This window comes from Nodosilinea sp. LEGE 07298 (genome assembly GCF_015207265.1).
GTDB lineage: Bacteria > Cyanobacteriota > Cyanobacteriia > Phormidesmidales > Phormidesmidaceae > Nodosilinea.
The window spans coordinates 1-17,104 of sequence record NZ_JADEXE010000144.1; the positions used below are offsets into that span (position 1 = coordinate 1).

Genomic DNA, 17,104 nt, shown 5'->3' on the forward strand with positions numbered 1-17,104 from the left:
GGGCAAGAGCTGGGGCGGGGTGGCCAGCAAATTTTCCGTTGGCCCCTTAAAAGAGGTGCTGAGCAGCCACAGCAGCGGGAACACCATCACTAGGGCGATCGCCAGCAGCAGCGCGTAGATCCCCGCATTGCGCCAGTGGGGCCACTTGAGCAGGGATTTTTGCAGAGTTTGAAGAACGGGTTGCTGCTTTGGATCGGGCATCAGTCGTCCTGCCTGGGCATCGGGGAACTAGATCCCAGGGTTCTTTAAGAACCCTGGGATCTAACTAGCAAGAAACGGTTGCAGTAGAGGCCATCTCACCCCAGCGGTAGCTCTTGCAGCAGCCAGAACCCAGCGAAAGATTCGCTCTCGGGGCTGGCCTGGATGCCGATGAAGTGTACCTGGTTGGCTTTTGCTTTGGCGGCCTCAAAGGCCTGGGCCTCGGCGAGCAGGTTGGATTTGGGTAAGCCAGCTAAAATCCAGCTGTCCGAAGCGCCAGTTTCGAGCACGATCGCCGGGTTCTTGCCCGCCTCAATCCGCCAGTAGGCCAGCTCTAGGCCCGACATCCAGGCGGCCAGAGCGGTGGCGCGGGGGGAAAAAATCAGCAGTCCTGGAATTGGGGTACTAGGGGCCAGGTCGGCCAGGGCCAATGGAAAGGTTTCTCCAAAGCCAATGTCCCACTCGGGCAGATCGCTAAAGGCGGCGGCCTCTAGGGTGACAAAGGCCCACTGCTGACCCAGCAGCGCATCGGGCAGGGCCTGAGGGCTGGGCGGTGGCGCGGCGACGGAGGGTGAGGGGGCCGTGGTGTAGCCTTCCATCTGGGGGTAAACGGTTTTGTCGCGATCGCGCAGCCAGGCATTTAGGGCCATTGTGCGGCGACTGGGCCGAGCCGGTATGCCCGCGTCTTCGCAGGCCCGCAAAATCATGTTTTGCATTTGGTAGCGAAAGTACCGGATGCGGCTAGGGGGCGCGATGCCCTGGCTGGTCGCCTCTGCGATCGCCTCGTCGATCGCCCCCCTGAGCGTAATCGAGTTGACGTCGCTGCTGGGCAAAAACTTGCTGTAGCGAAAGGTTTGGGCACTGTCGGTCTGGCTATCGACTAAGCCCTCACACAGCAGCACTTCCCACAGCTTTTTGTCATTCTCATCCAGCACGGGCCGGGAGTAAAAGTCGAGTTCCCATACGGTGCCCATAGTGCCTAGGCCTCGCTGTCGCCGAGCATGCGGCTGATATCGCCCAAACGGTTTTCGGCGTCTTCAAACACCGCCTCAGATTCTTTGAGCAGCTCGCCGGGGTACTTTTCGAGCACCTTGGTCGAGAGGGAAATGCGGTTGCGATCGGGGTCGAGAGCCACTACAACGGCTTTGATGGGCTGGCCCACCTTCAACACCGCAGGCAGCGACTCGACGTAGTTTTTGCTAATTTGCTTGATGTGCAGCAGCCCGCTGATGCCGTCAAACTCAATAAATGCGCCAAAGGGTTTGAGGCTGGCTACGGTGCCCTCGATCAGCTGGCCCAGCGCCAGGGTGCTCATTACCTGGCTGCGGGCGGCCAGGCGGGCCGACATCACCAATTTGTTAGCGCCGGGGTTGACTTCTAAAAAGCCTACGGTAAGCCGCTGGCCCACAGCATCTTCGAGGTTTTCGTAGGTGCGGCCCAGGTGCGATCGCGGCACAAACCCCCGCAACCCCTCCACATCGACCGTCACACCGCCCTTGTTGTAGCCGGTGACTTTGACGTCTAGCACGGCGCTCTCTTCGGCCTGCTCGGCCAGCTTATCCCACAGCTGCTTGAGCTGCAGCTTGCGAATCGACAGCAGCAGCTGGCCGTCGGCATCCTGGTCGCGAATCACCTGAAACGAGTACTCAGCGCCGGGTTCGAGTACGCCCTCTAGGGACGAAACGGCCCGCACCGCTGCTTCGCGAATGGGCAAAAAGGCCGCTGACTTGCCGCCAATATCGACCGTGGCCCCATCAGAAGCAAAGGAAATCACGGTGCCCCGCACGGTGCTGCCCACCTGAAAATCGTAGTCGTGGGCTTCAAGGGCTTTAGCAAAATCTTCGGCGGAAAAAGTCAAGGCTGAGGCTCCTGGACATAGACAGAATTTGACTAGCTTTCTACTATACAACGCCAACCTCGGCCAGCGCTGGCCATCGCCACAGCAGGGCCAGCCGCAACCCTTTACAATAATGGCAACAAGAGGATGATGTAGCCCCCCAGAACCCATGGCCGACGAGCAATTTACTCTGTTTAATGCAGGCGCTTCCGATAGCGCTAATCAGGGGGCGATCGCAGACCCCAGCGGCTTTGATTTGAATGCCATTCCGACCAGCGCGTCGGTACCGATTACCCCCGGCGTTTACCCCGATTTGGCTACCCTGGGCACCCACTGCCGGGGCTGCCTGCGCTGCGACTTGTCCGAAACTCGCACCCATGCGGTTGTCAGTCGGGGCAGCTCCACCGCTCCAGTGTTCATTATTGGCGAAGGGCCAGGGCAGCAGGAGGATGAGCAGGGGCTACCCTTTGTGGGCAAGTCGGGCCAGCTGCTAGAGAAAATTTTGGCCTCGGTGCGGTTCGATACCGAGAAGGAAGTTTACATTAGCAATATTGTCAAATGTCGCCCGCCCGAAAACCGCGTGCCCACCACCGCCGAAATTGCCGCCTGCAAGGGCTATTTGCTAGAGCAAATTCGCATGGTTGATCCCAAAATTATTCTGCTGACTGGGGCTACGGCGGTCAAAGGGCTGCTGGGGATCAAGTCGGGCATCAGCAAAATTCGCGGCGAGTGGATGGAGTGGGAAGGCCGCCTGTGTATGCCCATCTTTCACCCCGCCTACCTGCTGCGCAACCCATCACGCGATAAGGGCAGCCCCAAATGGCTGATGTGGCAAGACATTCAGGCGGTAAGGGCCAAGGTTGATGAACTCACCAGCGGCTGAGGGCATCCGGCAGCTAGGGTTCGGCTTTCAATACCCAGGGTCCAGCAAAATCTTTGACAGAATGAATGGGTGGTCAACTGAGTTAAAGTCGAGGATTTTAAGGTTATGGCTCTGAACGCTCTACCTAAACCTTGAATTTAACCCCCTAGCTTGCTCGCCTGACGCCTGCTTCGATCGCACCCCGCAAATAGCAAGGAGATTTTAATGGATACCAACAACCTTTTACGCCAACTGCTGATGATTGGCGTGGGCACCACGTCCCTGGTGGCTGAGCGGGTTAAGCAGGTGAGTGAAGAATGGGTGCGCGAGGGCAAGTTTAACCCCGAGCAGGCCAGAACCCTGATGGATGAGGTAATGGCCCAGCTCAATGAGGGCAATGGGGCATTAGAAGATCAGTTTCAGCGGCTGTTTCGCAATACGCTGCAAGACCTGGGCGTACCCCGTCAGGCCGAAATGGACGAGCTGCGCGGCCGCCTCGATCGCCTGGAACGGCAGGTGCGCGACCTAGAAAACCGCGCCTGGAAGTAGACTGCCCCGCTAGCCTTTGCATGGTCACCATTATTGATTGGGATTTTGTTTGGGACGTTCCCTGCAATGCCCTGCATTCTGCTGGTCACCTTGAGACTGTAGCCCAACAAGTTGTTATTCCACTTTTTGAATATCCATGATACCTTGTTGAGCATCCCAGGGCGCTAGGCGGTATAACCAGAGTCACCTGAGTTAGGACATCAATAAAGCCTAAAAAACGTTCAAACGTTTGAACGCTCGTCTGACAAATGTCCTAACCCAATTGGCTACAGCTATATCAGCTGCGGCTGGGTCGATCTTTCTCTAGCGAGCGGCGTGGCATGGCTGTGAACCCGTTAGATTTGTTTGCAGGGAAGCCTGCGATCGCCCATCAGTCGGTGCGGCTTGACCAAGGTCTGACCGTTCACTATCGCCACGATCTGCCGGGCGGGCTGGATGCTCCCCTGGGGCTCAGCCACCACATGCTGACCTTTTTTCTGTCTAAAAATGCGCGCCAGGTGACCTCCTTTGATGAGTGCGGTCAATACGACGGGGTGATGGAGCTTGGCGATTTTTATCTCTACCCGGCGGGTCGCCCTGGGTTTACGCGCTGGCAGTCGGTCGACAAAACGCTGCATATTGTCCTGGAGCCCGACTTTCTCAGCCGGGTTGCCATCGACAGCGACTGCCTGAACTCTGGCAACCTGGAACTGCTGCCGGTATTGAACACTCGCGATCGCCAGCTAGAGAACCTGGTGCCGCTGTTTCTGCAGGAAATTGAAAACGGCGACCTGGGCGATCGGCTCTATCTGGAGTCGCTCAGCTCGATTTTGGGCATTCACCTGCTGCGCCAATATTGCAAAGTTACCCCCAAGCTTCGTCAGTCTGGGGTGGGGCTGGCCCCGCGCAAACTCGCCACGGTGCTGGAGTACATTCAGGCGCGGCTGAACCAAGAGCTAAGCCTAGACGCTATGGCCGCCGAGATTGGCGTCAGTCGGTGCCACTTTGCCACCCAGTTTAAGCAGACCATGGGCCTGCCACCCCATCAGTATGTGAGCCAGCAGCGAATCGAGAAAGCCAAGCGATCGCTGCGATCGCACCAGCTTTCGATCGCCGAAATTGCTCTAGAGTGCGGCTTTTCTAACCAAAGCCACCTCACCAAGGTGTTCAAGAAACAGACCGGCACCACCCCCAAAGCCTATCGAGAGCGGCTGTGAACCCGCTAAGCTCAGGCGACCGAAAGAATCGACAACCCCCAGAACATCTGGGAAAGACTGAGCCTAGCCAGCAGCAGTAGCCTAGCGCTGTAAACCGCACTAGAGCATTGCCCCTATGGTTTTAGCCCGTCCAGAGGTGCCCCTGTGAAAGCACCTCAAGGCTCTCCGTCCGATATTTTGCTCACGGCCCTGGCCCCGATTTCCTGGGGTACTACCTACGCCGTGGCAACCGAGTTTTTGCCCGCAGGCCATCCGCTGTTTGTCGCCTCCATGCGATCGCTGCCCATCGGCCTCTTGCTGATTGTGGGCCTGAGAAAGCTGCCCCAGGGCGTTTGGTGGTGGCGCATGCTGGTGCTGGGCGGCCTCAATATTGGCATTTTTCAGGCGCTGCTGTTTGTGGCAGCCTACCGCTTGCCAGGGGGCGTGGCGGCCACTGCCGGGGCGGTGCAGCCCCTGCTGGTGGTGCTCTTTTCCTGGCTAATTTTGAGCGAAAGACCGGGCAGACCGTCGGTGATAGCGGCGATTGCAGGCTTTATTGGCGTGGGGCTGCTGGTGCTTGGCCCCAGCGCCCGGCTAGACGGGGTGGGGCTGCTGGCGGCGATCGCCGGAGCCTTCGCGATGGGCCTCGGCACCGTGCTGACCAAACGCTGGCAGCCGCCCGTACCACTGATTGTGTTTACCGCCTGGCAGTTGGCCATTGGCGGGCTGCTGCTGCTGCCCGTGGCCCTGGTGGTCGAAGGGCCGTTGACCGAGCTGTCGAGAACTAACCTGTGGGGCTTTATATATCTGGGGCTGATCGGCACTGCCCTCGCCTACGCCCTCTGGTTTCGGGGCATTCAGCGGCTCCAGACCTCGGCGGTGGCGGCCCTGGGCCTACTCAGCCCCGTGGTCGCCACCCTGATCGGCTACCTGTTTTTGCAGCAGACCCTCACCCCTGTGCAGCTGCTCGGCGTGGCGGTGGTGCTCGGCAGCGTTTTGCTGGGCCAGCGCGCTCGTCAGGCACAACCCCTACACCACTGCTGCCCCTGTCCTCCAAGCCCTACCCAAGCTGTGGATGGCCGCGTCTAACGCCGTCTATCGCACCGAGGCGGCTGCAGGGGCTGACTGGATGGGAATTTTTCTAGCGATCGCATCTTCGAGATCAGTGACAAGAACCGTAAATTGAGAGGTTTTACCGTGAAGAAGTTCAGCAATCCTTTGGGCCTTTGGCACATCGTCAAATGTCAGAGGTTTTGGGCCATCGCTCTCTTAGTTACCTTGGGGGCGATCGGGTTTACCGCCCGCCCTTCCTTTGCCCAGAGCATCGTCCGCTACCCCATTCCCAACTCCACCTTGCCCATTTCCCAGGCGGTTGAGCTACCGGCCAATGCCACCCTCATCTATCTGAGTGGGCAGATTCCTCCTGTAATTGATGCCACCGCCGCCCCCACGTCCATCGCCGCCTTTGGCGATACCCAAACCCAAACCGTCAACATTCTCAACCACATCCAAACCATTCTCGCCGGACTGGATCTGACCCTGGGAGATGTGGTGAAAATGCAGGTTTTTCTGGTCGGCGATCCAGCGATGAATGGGGTCATGGATTTCAGCGGGTTTATGGCGGGCTATACTCAATTTTTCGGCACTGCCGAGCAGCCCAACTTGCCCAGCCGCTCCGCCATGCAGGTGGCTGGGCTGGTCAACCCCGGCTGGCTAGTTGAAATCGAAGTGGTTGCCGTGCGCCCTTAGATCAACCTTTGCGCCTAGCTCCAGGGGCTGCTGAATGACCACATAATCGCTAAAACTTACCCTTGACTTGATGGCCAAACTGGCCCAAAACTGGAGCACCCCTGACGGATCGCAGCTGCTTCAGGTGTTGTTTCAGGAGGTGTTGCCTGCGATCGCCTAATCACACATCCTCAGCGCCCTTGAGCAAACCCCCACGTTAGACGAACAAACAAACCCATCCCTACCCACCAGACCACGAAATGTTACTAGTCGTGGTTAACCGCTCTCGTCGGTGCAACACTAAATAGAGACCATAGGCTTCCCGGCGATAGACGGGTGAGGCCGATCCCTGGAGGTTGTTCATGACTGGTGCTGTACTCTCCCCTGTAGACTGGCCCGCCCTAGAGGATGGCTTGCCCCCGCTGTCGGGCCGAGAGGCTGACATTGCTGCGGTTATGGCCAACGATGAGCCGGTGTTTTTGCCGCGTACCAACCTAAATTTGGCGGATATTTCGGCGGGGTTTGCGATCGCCCTGCACATGCACCAGCCCAGTATTCCGGCTGGGGTCACTGGCGAGGTGATCAACCACCTCCAGTACATGTTTGAGCACCCCTACGAGGGCGACAACCACAACGCAGGCACCTTTGCCTACTGCTACGCTCGCCTGGGTGATTTTATTCCAGAATTGGTCAGCCAGGGCTGCAACCCCCGTGTAATGCTCGACTACTCGGGCACTCTGCTCTGGGGCTTGCAGCAGATGGATCGGCAGGATATCCTAGCTAAGCTGCGCCGTTTGGCCTGCGACCCCGCCTACCAGCCCTATGTTGAGTGGCTGGGCACCTGCTGGGGTCATGCGGTGGTGCCCTCTACGCCCGTGCCCGATCTCAGGCTGCACATTCGCGCCTGGCAGCACCACTTTGCTGCCCTGTTTGGGGCCGAGGCCCTAGCCCGAGTACGGGGCTTTTCGCCCCCAGAGATGCACCTGCCCAACCACCCTGACGTACTCTACGCCTTTGTAAAAACGCTCAAAGACTGCGGCTACCGCTGGATGCTGGTGCAGGAACACACGGTGGAATCAACCGAGGGGCACGGTCTTTCGCAGCCCCATCTGCCCCACCGACTGGTGGCTCGCAACAGCCAGGGCGAGGTCGAAGAGATCGTGGTGCTAGTCAAAACCCAGGGGTCTGACACCAAACTGGTGGGCCAAATGCAGCCTTACTGGGAAGCCAAAACCCTGGGCCAAGTGGCCCTGGGGAATGCTACGGTGCCGCAGCTGGTCAGCCAAATCAGCGATGGCGAAAACGGCGGCGTGATGATGAACGAGTTCCCCAGCGCCTTTATGCGATCGTGGTACGAAATGCGCGACAACGGGGGCGGTCGCCGGGGTGTAGTGGGCTTTAACGGCACCGAATACCTGGAGCTGCTGGCGGCGGCGGGGTGTGGTCCCGAAAAGTTCCCGATCTGCCAAGCGGTGGGGCAGAGCCGATTGTGGGCCGCTATGGGCGACGCGACGGGGCCAGAGGCAGTGGCGAATGCGATCGCCGCTATCCACGCCGAAGATCAGGGCTTTTCAATGGAAGGTGGGTCTTGGACGGGCGATCGCAGCTGGGTTACAGGCTACGACAACGTGCTCGACCCCATGCAGCGCCTTTCTGCCCAGTTTCACCAAACCATGCAGCGTCAGAGCGAGCAAGGAGACGCGCTAGAGCGTCAGCACCGCTACCGCAACGCCCTGATTCACAACCTGCTGCTGCAAACCAGCTGCTTTCGCTACTGGGGCCAGGGCACCTGGACGGGCTACGCCGAAGAATTCTACCGCCGCGGTCAGGCCATTCTCTCCCATGACTTCACCTAGGTTGCTTGGGTTAGAACCGATCACGAATTTTGGCTGCATGTCCCCGATGGGTAAGGGCAAACAACCGTTTGCCCCTACGGAAGCCCTGGTTTATTGCGGGGTTTTTATGCGGATATTGGAGTGGACCCAAATTGGCTCAGTAAAAAAGGGCAGCAAGCCTGGCCTGCTGCCCTAGGGATTTGGAAAGAGTGGTGCTCACAATCGCTGTATCTAATGCTCTACATAGCGATCGCAAGCGTCAGCGCGGACTAATCGTAGTAGCGCTGATCGAGCCAGGCGCGCACGTCTTGCTCGGAGTAAAACGAGCGGGTGCGGTTGGTCACCGGGTCGTGGGCAAACCAGAGGGGTTGACCGTTGCGGGTGCGCTGCCAAATGCGCAGTTCGTTTTGGCCGGTAAAGAATTTCATGGTTCGGTCTCCTAACTGTTGAAGGGCCTGCCTTAGGCCGTGATAAATGGGGCGATGGATAGAACGAGCGCCTAGGGTGGGTTGCACCAGGGTTTCTAAGCGTTGACGCTGCTGTTGCAGGTCTTGGTTGAGGTTGCGAGTAGTGTCCATGGTTTGCCTCCCTAGCATTAAGATGAGCTCCAGGATGGGAGCAGACGACGCTCAGGCAACAGGCTCTGTGACCCGCCAGGGGCCATGCCGAGCTGTAAACGTTACAGTGCTGAGGCTAAGCCGGGTTCTCAACCCTGGCTATAAGAGCAGCGGTAACTGGGCTGCTGTCGTCGATATACCCAATCTATTCGAGCCGTCAGAATGTAACAAAGCATGACGTGAATAGGTTCTATGCAAAAAATCGATAGGCTGGCTTTAGCTCCAGCCTTTAGCCTTAGAATCAGCGTTTAGGGGTTTCAATCAGCTATGAACCTCAGTAAAGTCAAGCTTTCTCAGCTGCGTGCCCTGGTTGCGATCGCAGACTGCGGCAACTTCAGCGAAGCCGCCCTACAGCTCGATATCACCCAGTCAACCGTCAGCCACGCCATCGCCACCCTAGAAGATGAGCTGGGCATTACCCTCCTGCAGCGCGGTCGCCACGGGGCGCGGCTGACCCCCGTGGGCGATCGCGTCACTGCCCACGCCCGCGACATGCTGGGCCTGCTCGACACCATCGCCAGCGAGGCCAACCAGGCTCGCGGCGTGCAGGGCGGCACCCTGCGGATTGCCTCGTTTCGCAGTGTGGCTACCCACGTGCTGCCGGGGGCGATCGCGCGGCTGCACCGCAGGTATCCTGCGATCGCCATCAGCGTCCACGAAATGGATGAAGTGCATCAGCTCAAGCAGGCGCTGGTCAAAGGCGAAGTTGACCTCTGCGTCGCCGAAACTATCGACGGCGACGATGTAGAAAGCCTGCCAATTTTTGATGACGACTACGTGGCCCTAGTGCCCCCCGGCTATAGCCCCATTACCGGCACCCTGACTATCGACGAAATGCGCAAAATGCCAATTATTGGCTCCAGCCACAGCAGCTGCGGCCTGCGCATTCGCACGGTGCTGGGTGCCCAAGAGCATCCGTTAGAAATTGCCTACTGCATTCGCCACGACTCATCAATGGTGGCCATGGTGCAGCAGGGGCTAGGCCTCGCCATTCTGCCCCGCCTGGCCGCCCAGCCAGTGCCGCCTGAGGTGCAAATCTGCTCCCTGCCGTTCCCCATCTCACGACCAATCGGGGCCACTATTCTTAAAGATGCCCTCCATACCCCGGCACTCTATGCCTTTTTAGACGCCTTACGGGAGGTAGGTGAGTTTAGCTGCGCCAAAGCCGTTTAGATAGCATCAGCATCGACTATCATAGTCGCCATAGATTCTTGCAGATTTGGTCTTACACGCCTATCGAATTACTAAGTAAACTCCCTCTCGAAAAAGAGGTCAAGAAACTCTATGAAAATTAAATATTTTTCTGAAATAGATACTGTAATTATTGAATGAACCACAAAGCCAGTAGTTGCGACCGACGCCATCAGCGACGATATCGTTGTCGACTATGACGACGAGGCCAAAGTCGTAATCATAACTTTGGCTAACTATTCTAAAAATGTAGAAACTGTTGGTATCCAAACCCTCGAAATTTCTCTTATAGCTGAATAACTCATAACCAAATACTTATCCTTTAGGGCCGAAAGGAGAGGGATCAATGCCAACAATCAGCCGATTTTATGGGATTGTTGTTTTCATGAACTATAACGACCACCAACCTCCACACTTTCACGCCCGCTACCAAGATCAAGAAATAATCGTTGAAATCGAGACGGGTACGGTTGAGGGAAGAATGTCAAAACGCGCTTTAAGCATGGTGTTGGAGTGGCTTGATCTTCACCAAGCAGAACTTATTGCCAACTGGGAGCTTGCTAGACAAAGAAAAGCTTTGCATGAAATTCAACCTCTGCAATAGGTAGGCTTTCCTATGTTTCTTCACATCGTGAACATTGACTATTTGGAAGCCTACAAACTGAGGCTTACGTTTAGCAACCATACTGTTCGAGAGGTTGACTTAGCCCAAGAACTTTACGGAGAGATCTTCGAACCTCTTAAAGACGTCAATTTCTTTCGGCAAGTCTTTCTTAACCCCGAAACCAATACCATCGAATGGCCCAACGGTGCAGACTTTGCCCCAGAATTCCTGTACGATCTTGGACAAAACATCCCTCAAACAGCATGATTCTTATGGAATGAGCCACTCTATTGCCTAAATTCATGCGTCACCTCTATTTTCTGGTCCCTGGTACCGGCAAGCGCTACCACTGCGGTGGTCTGTTTGCCGAACTCAAGACCCTGACGCTAGCCCAGCAGCTCTGCTCCGCTGAGGTCGTCACCTACGACCAGCGCGAACCTGACACCCTCTTTTTGGATGACCTACTCCAGCGGTCCAACTTAGACAACAGCATTTTTGTAATCAGCTGGGGTTTTCATATCCCTCGGCTGGTGGGGCGTCTGCGGGGACAGCAAGTGGTCTACCACGCCCACAGCAGCGGCTACGGGTTTAGCCTGCCGGGCGATATTCCAATTATTACCGTTAGCCGCAACTCGATGGGGTACTGGGGCCAAAAACGCCCCAATGGACTCATCTTTCACCTGCCGAACCACATTTCACCCGAATTCACTAACCGGCAGCAACCCAGAGATATTGATGTGCTGGTGCAGGTACGTAAGTCGTCGAGCTACCTGCTCAATCAGCTTGTTCCGGCCCTAGAGTCTCGCTGTACCGTGGTGACCCTGACCGGGTTTGTGGATGATCTATCGATTCTGTTCAACCGCAGCAAAATCTTTCTCTACGACTCGGCAGAATATTGGGCGCTGAGCCGCGTGAGCGAAGGATTTGGCCTGCCGCCCATGGAGGCGATGGCCTGCGGTTGTCAGGTGTTTACCAGCGTCAATGGGGCACTGGCCGACTATTTAGATCCAGGGTTTAACTGCTACAAAATTGGGGTGTATTCAGTGGGGTACGATTGCGATCGCATTCTCACTGCCCTACAAACCTCCAGCCCCATAGCAATGACCCCAGAGGATCTAACACCCTACCGTGTCGATGCTCTCCTACCCCGGCTGGAGGTGATTTTGGCCGAAATCAACCACTTCTTTGACCACCGAGCCAAACACAGCGCTGACATCCCCGATCTCACAAAACCTCGCTTGGCCCGTCTTTGGCTGCAGCGCACTGCCGCCAAAATTCGCAAAAAGCTCAGAGGCCGTTGATCCCCACCTTGGGCAGGTAGGTTGGCAAAGGCACAGTCACGCGAGACAATATAAGAACTGTAATATTTTGAACCCTAGGCTGTGAACAACGCTCCTGTACGCACGGTATCTGACGCCAAGCGCGACTTTTACACTCACCACACTCGCCCCATCAACTCCATCTACCGGCGCGTGGTAGACGAGCTGATGGTAGAAATGCATCTGCTCTCGGTCAATGTAGACTTTGCCTACGACCCCATTTACGCCTTAGGCATTGTCACCACCTTCGATCGCTTTATGGTTGGCTACGAGCCCGAGGCCGACAAGGCCTCTATTTTCAACGCTCTGTGCCGCTCGATCAACAGCACCCCCGAGCACTACCGGGGCGACGCCGAAGCGATCAAAGCCTCGGTTAGCGGCATGTCCCTAGACGACCTAAAAGGGCAGTTTGAGAATTTATCCGACGGTGGCGAGGGCCTGCGGGGTACCCTAGCCGCGATCGCCCATAAAGAAAAATTCAAGTACAGCCGTCCCTTTGGCGTCGGGCTTTACACTCTAGTTGAAACCGCCGCCTCTGAGGATGCCCTCAAAGACAAAGAAACCGTTGAGGCCCTGTTCAAAGACCTGGCCAGTAAGCTCAATATTTCCCCTGACAAGCTGCAAAAAGATGTCGAACTCTACCGCAGCAACCTAGAGAAATTTGCCCAGGCCCAGGAAGTGATGAAAGATATGCTGGCCGCCGATCGCAAAAAACGCGAAGAGCGCCAGAAAGCCGCTGAAGCCGCTGCTGAAGCTATCAATGAATCGGTCGCTACCGCTCCTAAAGCCGCCGAATCGGGCGAAGCAGCAGAATAGCGGCTCGCTATGATGGGGATACATTTCTCCACGCCGATCGGGCAGGGTTAGAGCATGACAACCTCATCAGCAAGCACGGCTAAACTCTCTGAGCTGTACGAGCAAGACTTCTGCCTGTGGGCCGAGGAAATCGCTCTATTGCTTAAAACCGGCCATTTTTCAGCGCTGGATTTGGCCCATCTAATTGATGAAGTAGAGGACATGAGCAGTAGCCAAAAGCGGGCTTTGCTAAGCAACCTGCGGGTGCTACTGCTGCATCTGCTCAAGTACCACTACCAGCCTGAAAAGCGCTCTTCCAGCTGGCTCAGCACCATCGTAGAGCATCGTCTGCGCCTTGAGGATGACCTTGAGGAAAGCCCGAGCCTGAAAGTCTACTGCCAAGAGAATTTTCCTAGAGCCTACCAAAAAGCCCGCAGACAGGCGGCAGTAGAAACGGGGCTGTCTCTAGCTACGTTTCCAGAGCAGTGCCCTTTTGCCCAAGAGGATGTGCTCAACACGGTATGGCTGCCAGAGTAACCTACATCAGCTGGATGTCTCGCTCTGACGGCGATCGATCGCCTTGAGCTGGTGGTACAGCATTTCAATTTTGGGTACGACTGCCCCAGCTGCCTGCGCTGCCCGCATGGGGTTTCCGTAGATGGCTTCTACCTCTAAGGGTCGCCCTTCGTCAAAGTCAATCTTCATGCTGGTGCGGTAGGGAGCCATCTGCTCGGTGTGGGCCAGCATATGAGCGACCAACTCTTCGGGCAGGTATCGATCCTGACCAGGGGAAAGCAAGTCTCCATCTCGCCGCGCTGCCTCCATCACTTCGACCATCAGCTGCTCGGCCAGCTGGCAAATATTGGGATCAGCCATCATTTCGGTGGTGGTGGCATTCATCACTACCGAAAGGCCATTAAACGGAATGTTCCACAGCAACTTACGCCACCGAGCCAGGCGCAGGTCGTTCACCAGCTCCACGTCGACCTGTCCGGCCCGAAAGTCTTGCCCAATGGCTTCGAGCTGCGACGAAATGCCTGCTGGCTGGCGATCGCAGCTGTACTGCCCCAGCAGCACGTTGCCGTAGTCGATGTGGCGAATGGTGCCGGGGCCTACTTTGTTGGCGCAAATAATGCACAGGCCACCAAAGATGGTGCGATCGGTTTCCCCAATGCACGTCCAGGCGGCTAGCTCATCTTCGATACCAAAGCCATTTTGCAGCATCAAAATAGCTGTTTCTGGTCCCAAAATGGGCCTTAACAGCTCAGGCAATCGCTCATTTTGAGTTGTTTTAAGGGCAATAATGACTACGTCAATGGGGGGCATGGTGGCGGTGCTGCGGTAGGCTTGCACCTGGGGTAGCGTAAAATCACCAGCTACCGATGCGATCGCCATGCCGTGCTGCGCCACATGGGCATAGTCGCTGCGCAGCAAGAAGTGCACCTCAGCCCCACCCCGCTGTAGACAAGCCCCATAGTAGCCCCCAACGGCCCCAGTACCAATAATGGCGTAGCGCCGCGATGTCATTGAGCCATCACAACTCGAAAGTTGCCCCATGTGCTAGTCTTGGCTACCAAAATAGGCTGGTAGGTCATTAAAACTCAGATTTAGTCTACGTGCCTAGCATTTTAGTGCTTTGTGCTGATTTCTTCAGCGTCGTATTCGAGCAGGGGCTGGGGCCGGATAGGTGGTTTTGGCTTGGTACCCAGGCACAGAAGGAGCATCTAATGCCGCTTCTAGCAGCGCCGTTTCTAGCAAAACTTCGGGAAATGTTAGCTCAAGTGGCTGAGGCAAAAAGTCGAGGGGTTTCATCTCTACTAGCGGCGTTGAAAACACTGGCATCGCTAAAGAACAAGGTGCCCAACGGCTATTTACGGGCACTCCGAGCTGGCTACACTGCCCTCCTCGGCGGCCCTCGGGGGCATAAAAACGGCAGCGGCTACAAGATGACACCCGGCACTGCGCTGATTCCATAGTGGCTTCCCAAAAGCTGCACATAACTCCTACATTTTCACTCTTGAAAAATTGGGGATCATTGATTCTCACGGCTCAAACACCTGGGCCTTGCAAGGCTTCAGCCGATAGGATTAACGAATGGAGTTCATGATTTCTTTATATTTGCTTTAAGCCCATTCACAATTAACTAGATGATTGATTCTAAAATCTTTAACGAACGTAAACTTGTTGGGGATCAGTCAAAACAAGGGTGATATCCCTCTTGACTAGCGAAGAATATATCAGGTTTGATAAATTCGTTCTAGCTGAAAAGCGGTGGTTGTTAACTTTGCAAGCTTTAATTACTCCAAGGATTTTCGCTTTAAGCGACATCCTTCTTTAGTTATAACTTGAGTTGATGGTTAGATTGAGTGGGTGCCCCCGATGTTGAGACTAGGGATTGAAGCCTAATTTTTTGCCTCTAGGCTGCTGAGCCGAATGGTGTGGCATAATCCTGCTCTATGGGCCAACCGTCTAATCTGCTGCTGAAATTGAGTCGTCGGCTGTTCGCAGAGGATCGCGATCGCGATGCCTTTGTCGAGGCTCTAATCAACCCGCAGCCCTTTCCCGCCGCCATTGTGTGGGTGCAGCCGCGCCCAGAGCCGGTCCCCTTTGCGATCGCCCCTGCTCTACCCTGGCAGCCCGCCTGGGTCGATCGCCTTGCCGCCAATCAGCGTCCCGGTCAGCATCTCCTTCACCAGGCCGGTGCCTATTACTGTTTGGATATGGCATCAGTGTTCTCTGCTGCCGTTTTTAGCGCTATTCCTACACCAGTCGTCTCAGTGCTCGATCTTTGTGCAGCTCCGGGGGGCAAAAGCCTGCTGGCTCGTCAGGCCTTCAGCCCTGCCCACCTCTGGTGCAACGAAGTCATTCGAAAGCGGGTCAAAATCTTAATTTCTAACCTCAAGCGCTGCGGGGTCACAGAAGCTCTGGTGTTTAATCTCGATCCTCAGACCTTTGCTGAGCAGCTGGGCCATACGGCCTCAGTAGTCATTGTTGATGCCCCCTGTAGTGGGCAGTCGCTACTGGCTAAAGGCGACTCAGCCCTGGGCTGCTTTCACCCCGTCAACATCAAAAAAAATGCCAGCCGCCAAAAACGCATCCTGGCCCATGCTGCTCAAACTGTGGCCGCTGGGGGCTACCTGGCCTACATGACCTGCACCTTTTCCGTTGAAGAAAATGAGCAGGTCGTCGCATGGCTAATTAAAAAAAATCCTCAGTTTGAGCCGGTAGAGGTGCCAGCGCTGAGGGATTATGCCTCAGCCTTGGCCTCTTTTCCCTGTTATCGCCTGTGGCCCCAGTCGGGGCTGGGGGCTGGGGGCTTTACGGCTCTACTTCGCAACCGAGGCGAGCTATCTGAATCCGTTAATTTCGACTTTCTCATGGCGCAGGGCATGAAAATCTATGGTGCAGATGCAGCGCCTTAGCTAGCGTTTTCGCTGAACCGGTGCCCTAGGCTGAGCGCTTTTGGCGGGGCCGGGGGCCGCTATGCTGAAGACTGTACCTATTAGCGATCGCTGGCGACCATGGCCAATCCTTCTACCCGTCCCGAACCGTCTACGCTGGATGCCATTGTTCGCCTACTGCGCTGGGATAAACCCACCGGACGGCTAATCTTAATGATTCCGGCTCTATGGTCGGTGGTCCTGGCGGCTCAGGGTCGTCCCCCGCTGCCCCTAGTCGGCGTGATTATCTTAGGCACCTTAGCGACCAGTGCTGCGGGCTGCGTCGTCAACGACCTGTGGGATCGCAATATTGATCCCCACGTGACCCGCACCCGCACTCGCCCCCTAGCCGCCCGCGATCTCTCGGTGCAGGTTGGGCTTGGTGTACTGCTAGTGTCGCTGCTCTGTGCCTACGGGCTGTCGCTCTACCTCAATGCGCTCAGCTTTTGGCTGTGCGTGCTGGCGGTGCCGTTTATCCTGCTCTATCCCCTGGCCAAGCGGGTGTTTCCGGTGCCACAGCTGGTACTCTCGCTGGCCTGGGGGTTTGCGGTGCTGATTCCCTGGGCTGCGGTGACCAACAATCTAGATCTACCCGTGTGGATCTTGTGGCTGTCCGTGGTGCTGTGGACTTTGGGTTTTGATACGGTCTACGCCATTCCCGATCGCGACGATGATCGCCGCCTGGGCATCAATTCGTCAGCCCTATTCTTTGACGACTATGCCCCCCAATTTGTCGGCTTTTGTTTCTTTGGCTCGTGGCTGCTTTTGATTTGGTTAGGCCTGCTACTTTTACTGGCGTTTCCCTACTGGCTAGGGTTAGCTGCAGCTGTGATTGTCTGGTCGCGCCAGTCCTACCTGCTTAGCCGCTACAAGCCCTCTCTCCAAATTTACGGGCAAATTTTCAAACAAAATGTCCAGCTTGGCTTTGTCGTCCTGGTTGGGATGATTCTGGGG

Annotated in this window: 19 protein-coding genes and 1 pseudogene; 15 read left to right on the plus strand and 5 right to left on the minus strand. The window is 56.3% G+C overall.

Going from position 1 to position 17,104, the window contains the following annotated elements; translation table 11 throughout:
* From IQ273_RS18895 to IQ273_RS18905, 3 genes and pseudogenes are all read right to left on the minus strand, one after another.
* Positions 1-201 (minus strand): annotated as a pseudogene (locus tag IQ273_RS18895) (hypothetical protein); the annotation flags it as partial.
* A 95-nt stretch (positions 202-296) separates the two neighbouring features.
* Positions 297-1,172: a Tab2/Atab2 family RNA-binding protein gene (locus tag IQ273_RS18900; protein WP_194024717.1), complete on the minus strand. Its 876-nt coding sequence runs from the start codon at positions 1,170-1,172 to the stop codon at positions 297-299.
* A 5-nt stretch (positions 1,173-1,177) separates the two neighbouring features.
* Positions 1,178-2,056, minus strand: coding sequence for a S1 RNA-binding domain-containing protein (locus IQ273_RS18905; RefSeq protein ID WP_194024718.1), 879 nt, complete (start codon positions 2,054-2,056; stop codon positions 1,178-1,180).
* Positions 2,057-2,204: 148 nt separating this feature from the next.
* Between IQ273_RS18905 and IQ273_RS18910 the strand changes: the two genes are divergently transcribed.
* From IQ273_RS18910 to IQ273_RS18935, 6 genes are all read left to right on the plus strand, one after another.
* Positions 2,205-2,918, plus strand: coding sequence for a uracil-DNA glycosylase family protein (locus IQ273_RS18910; protein WP_194024719.1), 714 nt, complete (start codon positions 2,205-2,207; stop codon positions 2,916-2,918).
* A 204-nt stretch (positions 2,919-3,122) separates the two neighbouring features.
* A complete protein-coding gene (locus IQ273_RS18915) occupies positions 3,123-3,446 on the plus strand; it encodes a phasin family protein (RefSeq protein WP_035986905.1) in 324 nt (107 codons plus the stop codon).
* Between the two features lie 320 nt (positions 3,447-3,766).
* A complete protein-coding gene (locus tag IQ273_RS18920; protein ID WP_194024720.1) occupies positions 3,767-4,642 on the plus strand; it encodes a helix-turn-helix domain-containing protein in 876 nt (291 codons plus the stop codon).
* A 144-nt stretch (positions 4,643-4,786) separates the two neighbouring features.
* Positions 4,787-5,710 (plus strand): DMT family transporter, encoded by a 924-nt coding sequence (locus tag IQ273_RS18925; protein ID WP_194024721.1) that lies wholly within the window; start codon positions 4,787-4,789, stop codon positions 5,708-5,710.
* A gap of 189 nt (positions 5,711-5,899) precedes the next feature.
* Positions 5,900-6,370: a RidA family protein gene (locus IQ273_RS18930; RefSeq protein WP_278000568.1), complete on the plus strand. Its 471-nt coding sequence runs from the start codon at positions 5,900-5,902 to the stop codon at positions 6,368-6,370.
* Between the two features lie 341 nt (positions 6,371-6,711).
* A complete protein-coding gene (locus IQ273_RS18935; protein ID WP_194024722.1) occupies positions 6,712-8,205 on the plus strand; it encodes a glycosyl hydrolase family 57 in 1,494 nt (497 codons plus the stop codon).
* 248 nt (positions 8,206-8,453) lie between these two features.
* Here IQ273_RS18935 and IQ273_RS18940 read toward each other — a convergent pair whose 3' ends face one another.
* Entirely contained in the window at positions 8,454-8,762 is a 309-nt protein-coding gene (locus IQ273_RS18940; RefSeq protein ID WP_194024723.1) for a hypothetical protein, read from the minus strand.
* A gap of 306 nt (positions 8,763-9,068) precedes the next feature.
* Between IQ273_RS18940 and IQ273_RS18945 the strand changes: the two genes are divergently transcribed.
* The 6 genes from IQ273_RS18945 (at position 9,069) to IQ273_RS18970 (ending at position 13,247) form a co-directional block, all read left to right on the plus strand.
* On the plus strand, positions 9,069-9,974 hold the full coding sequence (locus IQ273_RS18945; protein WP_194024724.1) for a LysR family transcriptional regulator: 906 nt from the start codon (positions 9,069-9,071) through the stop codon (positions 9,972-9,974).
* A gap of 364 nt (positions 9,975-10,338) precedes the next feature.
* Complete coding sequence (locus IQ273_RS18950) at positions 10,339-10,596, plus strand: DUF4160 domain-containing protein (RefSeq protein WP_194024725.1); 258 nt, start codon at positions 10,339-10,341, stop codon at positions 10,594-10,596.
* Positions 10,597-10,608: 12 nt separating this feature from the next.
* Positions 10,609-10,863: a DUF2442 domain-containing protein gene (locus tag IQ273_RS18955; RefSeq protein WP_194024726.1), complete on the plus strand. Its 255-nt coding sequence runs from the start codon at positions 10,609-10,611 to the stop codon at positions 10,861-10,863.
* A gap of 35 nt (positions 10,864-10,898) precedes the next feature.
* The gene (locus tag IQ273_RS18960; protein ID WP_194024727.1) at positions 10,899-11,897 is read left to right on the plus strand and encodes a glycosyltransferase; all 999 of its coding nucleotides are present in this window, start codon (positions 10,899-10,901) and stop codon (positions 11,895-11,897) included.
* An 81-nt stretch (positions 11,898-11,978) separates the two neighbouring features.
* Positions 11,979-12,731, plus strand: a complete 753-nt coding sequence (psb29, locus tag IQ273_RS18965; RefSeq protein WP_194024728.1) for a photosystem II biogenesis protein Psp29 — start codon at positions 11,979-11,981, stop codon at positions 12,729-12,731.
* Positions 12,732-12,785: 54 nt separating this feature from the next.
* The gene (locus tag IQ273_RS18970; protein WP_194024729.1) at positions 12,786-13,247 is read left to right on the plus strand and encodes a DUF29 domain-containing protein; all 462 of its coding nucleotides are present in this window, start codon (positions 12,786-12,788) and stop codon (positions 13,245-13,247) included.
* A 6-nt stretch (positions 13,248-13,253) separates the two neighbouring features.
* Here the strand turns inward: IQ273_RS18970 and IQ273_RS18975 are convergent, their stop codons facing one another.
* A complete protein-coding gene (locus IQ273_RS18975; protein ID WP_194024730.1) occupies positions 13,254-14,237 on the minus strand; it encodes a putative 2-dehydropantoate 2-reductase in 984 nt (327 codons plus the stop codon).
* Between the two features lie 89 nt (positions 14,238-14,326).
* Here IQ273_RS18975 and IQ273_RS33815 point away from each other — a divergent pair, with 89 nt between their 5' ends.
* The 3 genes from IQ273_RS33815 to ubiA all read left to right on the plus strand — a co-directional run.
* Positions 14,327-14,686 (plus strand): hypothetical protein, encoded by a 360-nt coding sequence (locus IQ273_RS33815; protein ID WP_228053380.1) that lies wholly within the window; start codon positions 14,327-14,329, stop codon positions 14,684-14,686.
* Between the two features lie 480 nt (positions 14,687-15,166).
* Positions 15,167-16,132 (plus strand): RsmB/NOP family class I SAM-dependent RNA methyltransferase, encoded by a 966-nt coding sequence (locus IQ273_RS18985; RefSeq protein WP_194024732.1) that lies wholly within the window; start codon positions 15,167-15,169, stop codon positions 16,130-16,132.
* Between the two features lie 99 nt (positions 16,133-16,231).
* On the plus strand, positions 16,232-17,104 hold an 873-nt coding region (gene ubiA / locus IQ273_RS18990; RefSeq protein WP_194024733.1), incomplete at its 3' end, for a 4-hydroxybenzoate octaprenyltransferase.

Excerpts from the sequence above, each read along its gene's own strand:
- IQ273_RS18910 (WP_194024719.1), top strand. The coding sequence starts at position 2,205 with ATGGCCGACGAGCAATTTACTCTGTTTAATGCAGGCGCTTCCGATAGC.
- IQ273_RS18915 (WP_035986905.1), top strand. The coding sequence starts at position 3,123 with ATGGATACCAACAACCTTTTACGCCAACTGCTGATGATTGGCGTGGGC.
- IQ273_RS18955 (WP_194024726.1), top strand. The coding sequence starts at position 10,609 with ATGTTTCTTCACATCGTGAACATTGACTATTTGGAAGCCTACAAACTG.
- IQ273_RS18960 (WP_194024727.1), top strand. The coding sequence starts at position 10,899 with ATGCGTCACCTCTATTTTCTGGTCCCTGGTACCGGCAAGCGCTACCAC.
- IQ273_RS18900 (WP_194024717.1), bottom strand. The coding sequence starts at position 1,172 with ATGGGCACCGTATGGGAACTCGACTTTTACTCCCGGCCCGTGCTGGAT.
- IQ273_RS18940 (WP_194024723.1), bottom strand. The coding sequence starts at position 8,762 with ATGGACACTACTCGCAACCTCAACCAAGACCTGCAACAGCAGCGTCAA.
- IQ273_RS18920 (WP_194024720.1), top strand. The coding sequence starts at position 3,767 with ATGGCTGTGAACCCGTTAGATTTGTTTGCAGGGAAGCCTGCGATCGCC.
- IQ273_RS18975 (WP_194024730.1), bottom strand. The coding sequence starts at position 14,237 with ATGACATCGCGGCGCTACGCCATTATTGGTACTGGGGCCGTTGGGGGC.
- IQ273_RS18985 (WP_194024732.1), top strand. The coding sequence starts at position 15,167 with ATGGGCCAACCGTCTAATCTGCTGCTGAAATTGAGTCGTCGGCTGTTC.
- IQ273_RS18935 (WP_194024722.1), top strand. The coding sequence starts at position 6,712 with ATGACTGGTGCTGTACTCTCCCCTGTAGACTGGCCCGCCCTAGAGGAT.
- IQ273_RS18950 (WP_194024725.1), top strand. The coding sequence starts at position 10,339 with ATGCCAACAATCAGCCGATTTTATGGGATTGTTGTTTTCATGAACTAT.
- IQ273_RS18945 (WP_194024724.1), top strand. The coding sequence starts at position 9,069 with ATGAACCTCAGTAAAGTCAAGCTTTCTCAGCTGCGTGCCCTGGTTGCG.
- IQ273_RS18970 (WP_194024729.1), top strand. The coding sequence starts at position 12,786 with ATGACAACCTCATCAGCAAGCACGGCTAAACTCTCTGAGCTGTACGAG.